Raw genomic sequence first — 11,487 nt, forward strand, 5'->3', positions numbered from 1 at the left:
CGTCCTTGGGACCGTGAAAGCCCGATTTCGTGAAGGAACATGTGCAGCGAGGCGCGCGTTCTTTTCCATATGTCTCGAATGAAAAGGAGACATGCTTATGAAAAAGCCAAGCGTATTCCTCTGTTCCATCGTGTTGACGTTGGCGACGAACGTTGTCCCGTTTGCTACAGGCGCCGATGCCGCCGTTGTCAGGCACCACTATGTCCGCGTCACCACCGCCCATAATGGCAACACGCACGCCGCGAACCGCGGACATAGACACCATTACGGTTGGATCGGTAGCGGTTGGACCGGCGAGAATTCGACCGACAACAGCAACTGGATGGACAGCTATTACAATGGCTACGGCAGTTACCGTGGGTATGCCGGCGACTTTTGCGGAACCATCGCATGGACGCTCGAGATATGCAGTCCCCACGGCCCGTAATTCCTCACCGCCGGCGAGACCAACGAAGCTTCACGCCATTTCGGGACGTCTTGAGGCCTCGCGGATCGCCTTGTGCACGCCGCGCTGCAAATCCATGAAGGCCGGCGTTTCCATCACCTCTTCGCGGCGTGGGCGCTCGATGTCGACGTTGAAGGTCTGCATGATGCGTCCCGGGCCGATCCCCATGACGACGATGCGGTCCGACAGATAGACGGCCTCCTCGACGTCATGCGTGACGAACAGCACGGTGAGACGATGCTCTTCCCAGATCTGGGTCAGGAGTTCCTGCATCTGGTGCCGCGTCAAGGCATCGAGCGCGCCGAAGGGCTCATCCATCAGCAGCATTTTGGGGCGATAGGAGAGCGCGCGGGCGATGGCGACGCGCTGCTTCATGCCGCCCGAAAGTTCGGACGGGAAGCGATCGGCGCTTTGGGACAGCTTGACGAGGTCGAGATGCTCGAGCGCGATCTCGCGGCAGGCGGAGCGATCATAGCCGGCGGCCTTGAGGGCAAACTCGATGTTCTGCCGCGCCGTCAGCCAGGGAAGCAGCGTGTAGGACTGGAAGACGACACCACGGTCGAGACCCGGTTGCACGATCGGCGCGCCATCGATGCTGAGATCGCCGGCGTCAAAATCCTGCAGTCCGGCGACGATCGACAGCAACGTGCTCTTGCCGCATCCCGACGTGCCGACGAGGGAGACGAACTCGTTGTCGGCAAGGTCTAGATTGATGTCCCGCAACACTTCCGTGCGCCGCTCGCCCGTGCCGAAGCTCTTGTCGAGACCCGCAATGCGCAATTTGGGAACAGTCATCGGCGGTTCCTCATTGCGAGTGGCCATCCTGCCGGAACAGCACCTTCTCCAACGCCTTCATGACCTGGTCTGTGATGAGGCCAAGCACGCCCAAGAGCAGGATGTAGCCGATGATGGTGTTTGTCTGGAAATAGCGCTGCGATACGGTAATGCGATAGCCCAGACCGGACGTCGCCGCGACCAGTTCGGCCAGCACTAGCCAGGTCCATGCCCAGCCGAGGCTGATGCGCAACGTGTCCCAGATGCCCGGCAAGGCACTGGGCACGACGATGCGCGTCAGGATCTTGCGATCCGGCAGGCCGAGCGTGCGCCCAAGGCCGATGAAATCGGCGGGAACCCGTTTCACATTGTCCATGATCATCAGCACCTGCTGGAAGAAGGTGCCGATGAAGATGATCAGGAATTTCTGGGTATCGCCGGTGCCGGCCCACAGGATGGAGAGCGGTACGAAAGCGACAACCGGCATATAGCGGATGAAATCCACCAGCGGCTCGATCGCAGCCTCCCAGGAGCGGAAACTCCCGATCAGCACGCCGATCGGGATGGACAGTACCGAGGCCAGAAGAAAGCCGATGGAAATGCGGTACATCGAGGCCCTGAGGTCCAGCCACAGCGTGCCGTCGGCCGCGAGCTTGGCGATCTGTGTCGCGACGCTGCCCGGCGACGGCAGGAAGATTGGTTTTACCCATTCCAGCCCGGTCGCCGCCCACCAGGCGAGGCCAAGACCGACAAAGACGGCCACCGCTATCGCCAGAAAACGTGACCGGGCGATCGGCACGCCGATCCCGGAGGATCGGCGGCGCGTGGCCTTCTTCGTGACTGGCTTCGCTGCGGGACGGGCCAGATCGGTTTTCGCGGTGGGCTCTCCGGACATCTCCGTTACCACCGCGATCCGGCCTTCGTCATTCCGCCGCCTTGACGAAGGACGGGTCGATCATCTGCTCCGGCGTCACATCGGCCTGAAGCAGCTTGGCGTTCTTCGCCGCCGCTTCGACATCGGCGAATGTCTTGGTGGTAAAATCGCCAGTGAGCGCCGTCTTGTTTTCGGCCAGGGAATAGTAGCGCACGCCGTCGAAGGCGGTGTTGAGATCCTTGACGTCGGAACCGACCGCCTTGGCGATGATGGCGCGGCCGCCAGGCGTGTCGGCGTTGTAATCCTTCAGCGCGGCGTCCCAGCTCTTGATCATGGCCAGCACCTGGCCGGGCCGCGATTTGATGACCTCGTCGCGCACCACAAGCACGTCGCTGATCAGGCCGGGATCCTCGCCGGCGGTGAACAGCAGCTTGACGTCCTTGTTCTGCGCCATGGCGACGGTGAGATAGGGTTCATAGGTGACCGCGACCGGCACCTGACCCGCGATCAGCGCGCCGCCGGCATCGGACGCCGGCATCGGAACGGCCTTCACGTCGTCGATCGACATGCCGTTCTTGGCGAGCGCGTATTTGAGCAGGATGTCGCTCGTCGTGCCTTCCTCGAAGGCGACCTGCTTGCCCTTGAGGTCCTTGATCGACGTGACGTCCTTGCCGGCGACGATGGCATCGGCCGTCATGGAGACATCGAGCAGCAGCACGATCTTCACCGGCAGGCCGGCCGCAACCATGCCCATCGCCGTGTGGGTGGCGATATTGGCGGCGTCAAGCTGGCCGCTGGCGAGTGCGGCGTTGATATCCTTGTCCTCGGCGAAATTGACGATCTGGACGTCCGAGAGGCCGTTTGTCTTGAACAGGCCCTTGGCATCGGCGACGTGCCACTGGCCATAGCCAAGCCAGGGTTCGATGCCGATCTTGAACGATCCGGCCTCGGGCGTCGTGGGAATGGCCGCATCGGCCGCATAGGCTGTCGGGGCGGCGGTGAGCCCGACGGCAACGGCCATCACCAACGCGCGAAATTGTCCTGCTAGGTTAAGCGTCATCTTCGTTCCCCTTGATGATCAGACCGCTTTTTTACCAGGCATCCGGTCTGGTGAGACTACGGGGTTCTGCTCTTGCGGCACTGTGCCTCGGCGTCTTGCCCGCCACTTCATGGTTGAAGTGCTGACATATTTCAGCGTCAGCGGTAGCGGATGTCAAGGCTAAAATACATACATGCATATACAAGTTGAAGTGACTCAAATTTTGCATTGATTTGGCGCGTCCCCAGCCTGACTAGTCCTGCTTTTCAGGATCGATCCGATCGAGAAAACCGGTCACCCGGTCGGTTCCTCCATCGGGTTCGCTGCCGACCATCACCGCGACTGAAAACCCAATGAGAGACGAGACTGGCGTGTGACTGCGCGCGCCGGCCCGCAGGTTCATCACCAGGGTCGGCGACAGGAACAGCCCCGAGCGCAGCACCGTTCGCCAATCCGCCGGCAGCATGCCGCGACGCCTGAGTTCCAGCAGCAAGGGCCGCCACAGCTCCATCGCCTTCACCTCCAGAAGGTCGCGGCGGATCGGGCTCAAATCCCAGTCCGTGTCGACATGCAGAAAATCGCCATCCAGCCGCGCCCGCGCTTGAAAAGCCTGGGTCGCCATGGCCGGATCGTAGAGCCAGAAGGGATGGGCGAAGATGTTGTGGAACGTCGCCTTCACCTCGGCCAGCAATGTCGGGATGTGCGAGCCGGCAAAGGCTGGATCGAAGAAGGACAGTTCCGCCCTACCTGATTTCTCCACGTACCAGACATTGGCATTGTGGGCGTCGCCATGCGCGACCACGCCGCCGGCATCGGCAAGCCGGTCCGGCCGCAGGCGCTCCGCGGCGGTGCCGAAAAGCGCGCCGATGCTGCTGATGTAGCGCTGCCCATTGATGACGAATTTCAGCCGGGAAAAGCGATCCCAACCGAGCTCCGCACCGGGAAAGACAAACGACTTGCCGACGTAGAAGTCGGCCAGGCGGCCGCCTGGCAACAAACGCGTATCGGCGTCGATCAGCCGCTCATAAAACAGCCGGTGGATCGGCTCCGCCGACACCTGCGCGACGGTCACCGGATGCAGCGTCCCGAGATAGACATCCAGCAGCCTGGCCGACAGGTCACGCTCGGCAAGAACCGCCTCGCGCCGCTTGCCTGCATCGTCCTGCGTATCCAGCGCGAACAGCACATCCGAAAATCTCGGATCCACGCGGCGGCGATAGACAAGGATCTGCTCGCCGGGCTGGGCGGACATGTGGACGGGCTGATCGACCGGCAGGCCGGCGCGCGACAGGATTTCGGCCCGATAATACTCGCCGGCCATCGCCTCTTCCCGTTCCTCCTGATGGAATTTGAAGAAATAGGCTTGGCCATCGCTGTCGAAGACAGCCGTTCAGCGAATTGAGGCTGTATTTGTCGACATTGATGCGGACGTTGCCGGGATTCATCCCGAACAGGTCCCCCAGCAAGGCCGATAGCGCGCGCTGCGCCTCGACGACATCATGCTGCGCGAGAGCCCTGATCCGCGCCGTGCGGCTCATTGCCGGCCTCAACGCCGGGCTCCGCAAACCCGTGCGTCCACCAGCCGAGGCACTCTTATCAAGACATGTATATACATTTTGAACGAAACCTCGGCTTCCATTGGTCGTCGACGTCAGCTTGCCCTGGAAGGCGAGTAGCGGCTGCCTAGCGAGTAGCGGCTGCCGGCATAGGTCAGCTTGCTGATCGTGGCCACGACCGCCCCCGTCCATGTCCGGCGATGCAGGAGAAGGCAGCAACTGCCGACATCGATGCCGAGATGCTGTGCCGTCTCCTTATCGGCCGGGATGGCGGATATGATATGCTCGACCTCGGTGACCGGGGTCTTCTGCATCAGATAGTCATAGGTCGCCGTCCTGGTGAAATCCTGCTTGTCATAATCGGGGATCAGGCCCGGATTGACGAAGCGCTCTTCCAGTTGCACCGGCAGGTCGTTCTCGAAATTGACGACGACGGAGTGATAGATCGAGGTGCGCTTCGCAAACTCGAACGACAGCGCGAGTTCCTTCGTCGGCATGATGGTTTCGAGGACGAGGACTTTGGAGCGATGCCTGTTGCCGCGCTCGACGATCTCGGCGGCGATGTTGTTGATCTCGATCAGCGTCGATTGTGGCCGGGGTGGCGCGATGAATGTTCCGACGCCTTGCAGCCGGATCAGGAATCCCGCGGCGGTCAGTTCCCGCAAGGCCCGGTGAACCGTCATCCGCGACACACCCAGCGAAACCACCAGCTCGTTCTCGGACGGCAGCTTGCGGTCCTTGCCCCATTTGCCCGTTCCGATGTTGGTCAGGATGTAGTCCTTGACCTTCTCGTAAAGGGGGCTCGCCGTATCGGGCAAATCGATCATTTCAAAAATCCTTTCCGGCAGGTTGCCGCGTGCGGATGATTGTTTTCAAGCCATCGCTCTTGCCTGCCAACAGCCGCTCATAGGCGGCCGGAATATCGTCCAGGCCGATCTCGCGGTCGACCAGGGCCAGAAGCGGCTCGCTGAGTTCACCCAGCATGCGGACAGCGTCGGGCAATTCGTCGGCGAAGGCATGGCATCCCAGCAATGCAATCTCGCGCTCGACCAGAAGATTGGGGTCGATGTCGAGCCGGCCATGAAAGATCCCGACCATCGCCACCGCGCTGCCGGGATCGAGAACGCCGAGCAACTGGTTGAACGCAGCGATGCTGCCCGTCGCCTCGACGGCCGCCAGCAGCGGGACCTTGGCGGTGGCTGCCGCAATGGCATCGCGGTCGAGATCGACGATCGTGGCGCCCGTTACCCGCGCCACGCGGGCACAACGTGCCTGGTTTCGGTCGGCGACAAGCACGGTTCCGACGAAGGTTCGGGAGAGCAGCAGCGCGGCAAGACCACCGATCGGCCCACAGCCGACGACAAGCACCGAACCGACCGTTTTCGGCAGACGCCGCACCGCGTGCAGCGCGACCGCGAGGGGTTCGGCCATGGCGGCGACCCGTTCGTCAAGGCCGGCGTCGATGACATGCAGCAAACGTGCGGGCAACACCGCTTGTTCGGCAAAGCCGCCATCGCAGATTTCGCCAACGAAGCCCAGCGCAGCGCAGAGATGCCGTTTGCCGGCTCGGCATTGCGCGCAATCCCCGCACCAGAAGCGGGAATCGGCGACCACTCTGTCGCCGACAGCGATTGTGTCGACGCCCTCGCCCAGCGCGATCACCGTACCGGTCAGCTCATGGCCAGCCGTCGAAGGCGAACGGCTTATCCATTGGCCGGTGCGGAAATTGTGCAGGTCCGAACCGCAGATCCCGGCGGCATCGATCCTGAGCTTTGCCCAGCCGGCATCCGGGACGCCTGGCGCGGCGACATCCTCGATGCGCAGATCCCCCGGTCCATAAAGTCGCGCCGCCTTCATCGCGATGGTCCCCCTCAGCCGGCGAGATAGCGGTCGCGGATCTCCGAAACCGCGTTTTCATGCGAGCTGAAGCCCTCGTAGCGGGCGAGCCGGCGGGCATGCAGCGCCAGTTCCGGATAGGCGGCCGAGGTCACATAGCCAACCGAAGAGCGCTTGACGAAATCCGTCACCGAGAGCGGCCCGTAGGTGCGCGCCCAGCGGCTGGTCGGCAGCACGGCATTCGGCCCGAGAACGAAATTGGCAAGGGTCACCGGCGTGTGCGGACCCATCAGGATTTCCGCCGCCTCGGTGATGTGGCCGAGATGGGCGAACGGCTCCTTCGAGAGGATCTCGAGATGTTCGGGCGCATAGTCGTTGATGAAGCGGTAAGACTCTTCCAGCGACCCGGTCAGCACGATGCCGCCGCGCTTTCCCGTCAGCACCGCGCGCGAGAATTCCACACGCTGTTCGGTCATGCGCGACCAGTGCTGCGGGATAGCGGCCAGGGCGGCCTCGGCAACCTTGCGGCTGTGCGTCACCAGATAGGCAGAGGAATCCGGCCCGTGCTCGGCCTCGATCAGCAAATCGAGCGCGGCAAGGCCTCCATCGACACTGTCGTCGGCAAAGATGATGGCTTCGGACGGTCCGGCCGGCAGACCCGTGTTGATGATCGAGGACAGAACGCTCTTGGCCGCCACCACCCAAGGGCTGCCCGGGCCGACGATCTTGAGTGCCGGCTTCACCGTCTCGGTGCCGTAGGCGACCGCGGCGACGGCCTGGGCGCCGCCGCATTTGTACACGGTCTGGACGCCGGCAAGACGAGCGGCGACCAGTGTGGCCGCGTCCACCGAACCATCCGGGGTTGGTGGCGTCACGATGGCAATCCGCGGCACACCGGCAATGACGGCTGGTACCGACGTCATCATCGTCACCGACGGAAAGGCGCCCTTGCCGCGCGGCACGTAAAGCGCGACCGATGCGATTGGCGTATATCTGTCGCCGGCATACGCGCCCGGGCGGACTTCCTTCAGCCACATGGCTTCCGGCTTCTGCTCCTCGTGAAATTGCCGGATGTTTTCGATGCCGAACCTGATGCTCTCGACGACTTCCTTCTCGACCTTATCGAATGCCGCATCGAATTCCGCTTCCGACACTTTCAGTCCGCCTTCGGCCACGTTGGCCTTGTCGAGGTCCCTGGCGAAGCGGATCAGGGCGGCGTCACCCTCGTCCCTGACCGCCTGGATGATCGGGCGTACCTTTTCGACGAAGACCGACAGATCGCCCTCTGCGCGTTTCAGCAGACCGGCCCGCTGTGCGGCGTCGAGGGATGACAGATCGTGGAAGCTGATGTCGGACATGGATTTTTCCTTCAGTTCAGAGCGCAATGTGCCGACCGGTCACATCTGCGGAAGACGACATTCAAGTCGAAACATCGACGATCTACGTCAGACCGAGGCAAGGAACCCGCCGTCCACCGGAATGGACTGGCCGGTTATGTAGGCGGCGGCATCCGAGGCAAGGAACACGGCGATGCCGTGCAGATCGCGCAGATCGCCGAAACGGTGCTGCGGAATCTTGGCAAGCATGGATTGCTGCCATGCCTCATTGCCGTAGAACACCTCCGTCATCGCCGTCCTGAAATAGCCCGGCGCAATGGCGTTGACCCGGATGCCAAGTTCCGCCCACTCCACTGCCAGCGCCCGTGTCATGCCGAGCAGGCCCGACTTGGAAGAGCCGTACGGCACCGCCGTTGGAATGCCGACTTCTGACGTCAGAGAACAGAGATTGATGATGGCGCCGGGCCGGCCAGCATCCCGCATCTGCCGCGCTGCCGCCTGGGCACAGAAGAACGCCCCCTTGAGATTGGTGTCGACGATCCGGTCCCACAGCGCCTCGTCGACATCGAGCGATGGCCGGACCTCTTCCACCCCGGCATTGTTGACGAGAATGTCAAGGCCGCCAAGCAGGCGGGCTGCCTCGGCAACAGCCGCGCGGCACTGGCCGACATCGGTCACGTCAAGGGCAATGGCGTGCGCAACCCCGCCGCCCGCGCGAATGGCCGCCGCCGTCTCATCAAGCGAGTCCAGACTGCGCGCCGTGACCGCGACGTCGGCGCCGGCAGCACTCAGCGCCTCGGCGATGCTGCGGCCAATGCCGCGGCTGGCGCCGGTGACAAGCGCCTTCCTGCCGGAGAGGTCGAAAAGACCAGCGTTGCGCATGTGATCCTCCTTGGCCGCTCCGGTTGCGTGGCACAGACACTATCAGATCGACTTACATATACAAGCATATACAAACAGCCTGGAGTGCGATAGTGGTGACGTCGCCCGCCCCACGCGCGACCACAAGGTTGGCTCTTTAATACGAGATGCCAAGGGCGGCGATTGTTCGAGGTTTGTCTGGCGACAATAATCGGCCGGCGATGGAGGAGATCAGACATGTCCAACGCCTCAGACATGGTCCGCACCGAAGTCACCCGCCTGTCGCCTTACAATTCCGGGCTGACCATTGCCGAGGTCATGCTGCGATACGCCCCAGCCAGGATCGCCAAACTGGGCTCGAATGAAAACCCGATCGGCCCGAGCCCGACCCTGGCCAAGATGATGCAGGGTGGCTCCGAAATGTTCCGGCTCTATCCGGATCCGGCCGGACGTGAACTGCGACAGGCCATCGCCGCCAGACATGCGGCGGGCGAGGATCAGGTCATCCTCGGCAACGGCTCGGAAGACCTCCTCTCCGTCATCAGCCGTGCCGTCCTGCGGCCCGGCGACGTCGTCGTCACGCTCTATCCATCGTTCCCGCTGCATGAGGACTATGCGACGCTGATGGGTGCAAGCGTCAACCGTGTAACCGTCAACGGCGATCTTAGCATCAATCTCGACGCGCTGATCGAGGCAGTGCGCGAACGGCCGCGTATGCTGCTGTTCTCCAATCCGATGAACCCGGTCGGCAGTTGGCTCTCCGGCGGCGATCTGTCGAGGCTCCTGGACGCTGTCAGCGACGAGACGCTGATCGTCGTGGATGAAGCCTATGCCGAATATGCCGAGGGAGACGACTGTGTTTCGTCCCTGCCCTATCTGCGCAAACGCGATCAACCCTGGATCGTGCTGCGGACATTTTCCAAGGCGTTCGGACTGGCAGGGCTGCGGATCGGCTTCGGCATCGTCGGCGACCCGCAATTGCGCGCGCTGCTCGACAGGGTGCGCACGCCCTTCAACGCCAATGGCGTCGCGCAGGCGGCGGCGCTGGCGGCGCTCGCCGATGAGGAGCACCTTGCCGAGGTCGTCGCGCTGGCCAGGACGGAGCGGGCACGCGTCGAGCGTTTCCTGGCGGGCAAGGGCCTCGAAGTCGCTTCGTCCAGAGGCAACTTCCTGTTCTTCGACTGCCGGCAAGATGCCACCACCTTCGTCGAAGGGCTGCTTCGGAACGGCGTCATCGTCAAACCATGGAAGCAGGAGGGCTTCGACACCTATGTGCGCGTCAGTATCGGCTCACCGTCTGAGAACGACCACTTCATGGCCGCCCTGTCGCAATTGTTGTGATTTCCCGAAAGCCATGCTGAATTGGCTGGCGTAGCCAACGCGAAAGTCTGGGTCTGCCGCGCGTGCAAGATATCGGGCAATTGAAAGCCAGGTATCTAAAGCCAGCCGCCTTGTCGTAAGAGCCTCGTCCATGCCCGCAAGCAGCCCGCCCCAGAGCCTCTATCGCGATACGGTCGGCGGCTCGGGCAATTACCCCGCCCTTTCCGGCGCGCACAGGGCAAGGGTCGCCATCGTCGGCGGTGGCTTCACGGGCCTTTCAACCGCCTTCCACCTGGCGGAAGCCGGTGACGACGTCTATGTGCTCGAGGCCCATCAGCCGGGCTGGGGGGCGTCGGGCAGAAATGGCGGCCAGGTCAATCCCGGTCTCAAATACGATCCCGACACGATCGAGGCGATGTTCGGCCCCGATCTCGGGTCGCGAATGATCGACTTCTCCTACGGTGCGCCGGAATTCACCTTCGGCCTCATCAAGCGCCTGTCAATCGATTGCGAGGCCCGGCAGAACGGCACCATACGCGCGGCCATCCGGCCGAAGCCGGCAGCCGCGGTGCGGGCCACGACGACGCAATGCGAGCGGCGGGGGATGCCGGTCGGCTTGCTCGACGCAAAGGCGATGGCGGCACGAACCGGCACGGACAGATACATATCCGGCATGTTCGATGCCCGCGGCGGCGATCTTCATCCCTTGAAATACGCGCTCGGCCTGGCAGCCGCCGCGCGGAAGGCCGGCGCGCGGATATTCGGCGGCAGCGAAGTCCTCTCGCTGAGCAGGCAGGCCGGACGCTGGGTCCTCAAGACGGCAGACGGCTCCGTCAGCGCCGAGAAGGTCCTTGTCGCGACCAATGGCTATACCGGAAACCTGTGGCCGGGCCTGGAGCAGTCGCTCGTGCCGGTGTTCAGCGCCATCGCGGCGACTGAACCGCTGGCGCCTGCGGTCGCGGCCGCGATCCTGCCGGAAAGACCCGTTCTCTACGAAGCCGGCAACATCACCGTCTATTACCGCATCGATGCGCAAAACCGGCTTCTCATGGGCGGCCGGGGACCGATGAGACCCATCGGCGATGCTTCCGCCATCCGCTACCTTACCGACTATGCGCTACGGCTCTGGCCGGTGCTTGCCGGAACCGGGTGGACACATGGCTGGAACGGCCGGGTCGCGATCACCAAGGACCATCTCCTGCATGTTCATGAGCCGGAAGACGGCATCCTGATTTGCCTTGGCTACAACGGCCGCGGTGTTGCCATGGCCTCGGCAATGGGCAATGCGCTGGCAAATCGTCTTCGCGGCGACGAGACCATGCCCTTCCCGATGCCGATATCGGGGCTGAAGCCAATCCGGTTCCATCGCTTCTGGCCGCTTGGCGTCAAGGCGGCGATCCTTTCGGGCCGGGTGAAGGACCGGTTCGGCCTCTGAGGAGAAGAGC

General features: G+C 63.0%; 10 protein-coding genes and 1 pseudogene. 3 read left to right on the forward strand and 8 right to left on the reverse strand.

The window, feature by feature from the left end:
- Positions 1-97: 97 nt before the first annotated feature.
- On the forward strand, positions 98-427 hold the full coding sequence (locus EJ077_RS23910; RefSeq protein WP_208696823.1) for a hypothetical protein: 330 nt from the start codon (positions 98-100) through the stop codon (positions 425-427).
- A 30-nt stretch (positions 428-457) separates the two neighbouring features.
- On the opposite strand, the gene EJ077_RS23915 is transcribed toward EJ077_RS23910, so the two are convergent.
- From EJ077_RS23915 to EJ077_RS23950, 8 genes and pseudogenes are all read right to left on the reverse strand, one after another.
- Positions 458-1,240: an ABC transporter ATP-binding protein gene (locus tag EJ077_RS23915; RefSeq protein WP_208696825.1), complete on the reverse strand. Its 783-nt coding sequence runs from the start codon at positions 1,238-1,240 to the stop codon at positions 458-460.
- 10 nt (positions 1,241-1,250) lie between these two features.
- Positions 1,251-2,114 (reverse strand): ABC transporter permease, encoded by an 864-nt coding sequence (locus EJ077_RS23920; protein ID WP_245458519.1) that lies wholly within the window; start codon positions 2,112-2,114, stop codon positions 1,251-1,253.
- Between the two features lie 28 nt (positions 2,115-2,142).
- Entirely contained in the window at positions 2,143-3,153 is a 1,011-nt protein-coding gene (locus EJ077_RS23925; protein WP_208696827.1) for an ABC transporter substrate-binding protein, read from the reverse strand.
- Positions 3,154-3,385: 232 nt separating this feature from the next.
- Positions 3,386-4,670: pseudogene (locus tag EJ077_RS23930) on the reverse strand (hypothetical protein).
- A gap of 113 nt (positions 4,671-4,783) precedes the next feature.
- Complete coding sequence (hutC, locus tag EJ077_RS23935; protein ID WP_208696829.1) at positions 4,784-5,515, reverse strand: histidine utilization repressor; 732 nt, start codon at positions 5,513-5,515, stop codon at positions 4,784-4,786.
- Position 5,516: 1 nt separating this feature from the next.
- Positions 5,517-6,545, reverse strand: a complete 1,029-nt coding sequence (locus EJ077_RS23940) for a zinc-dependent alcohol dehydrogenase (protein ID WP_208696831.1) — start codon at positions 6,543-6,545, stop codon at positions 5,517-5,519.
- Positions 6,546-6,559: 14 nt separating this feature from the next.
- Positions 6,560-7,882, reverse strand: a complete 1,323-nt coding sequence (hisD, locus tag EJ077_RS23945) for a histidinol dehydrogenase (protein WP_208696833.1) — start codon at positions 7,880-7,882, stop codon at positions 6,560-6,562.
- Positions 7,883-7,969: 87 nt separating this feature from the next.
- The gene (locus EJ077_RS23950; protein WP_208696835.1) at positions 7,970-8,743 is read right to left on the reverse strand and encodes an SDR family NAD(P)-dependent oxidoreductase; all 774 of its coding nucleotides are present in this window, start codon (positions 8,741-8,743) and stop codon (positions 7,970-7,972) included.
- A 216-nt stretch (positions 8,744-8,959) separates the two neighbouring features.
- On the opposite strand from EJ077_RS23950, the gene EJ077_RS23955 reads away from it, so the two are divergent.
- Together EJ077_RS23955 and EJ077_RS23960 are read left to right on the forward strand one after the other, a co-directional pair.
- Positions 8,960-10,063, forward strand: coding sequence for a histidinol-phosphate transaminase (locus EJ077_RS23955; RefSeq protein WP_208696837.1), 1,104 nt, complete (start codon positions 8,960-8,962; stop codon positions 10,061-10,063).
- A gap of 130 nt (positions 10,064-10,193) precedes the next feature.
- Complete coding sequence (locus EJ077_RS23960) at positions 10,194-11,477, forward strand: NAD(P)/FAD-dependent oxidoreductase (RefSeq protein WP_208696839.1); 1,284 nt, start codon at positions 10,194-10,196, stop codon at positions 11,475-11,477.
- Positions 11,478-11,487: the final 10 nt, after the last annotated feature.

Source organism: Mesorhizobium sp. M8A.F.Ca.ET.057.01.1.1, from assembly GCF_003952565.1.
In the GTDB taxonomy this organism is placed as follows: domain Bacteria; phylum Pseudomonadota; class Alphaproteobacteria; order Rhizobiales; family Rhizobiaceae; genus Mesorhizobium.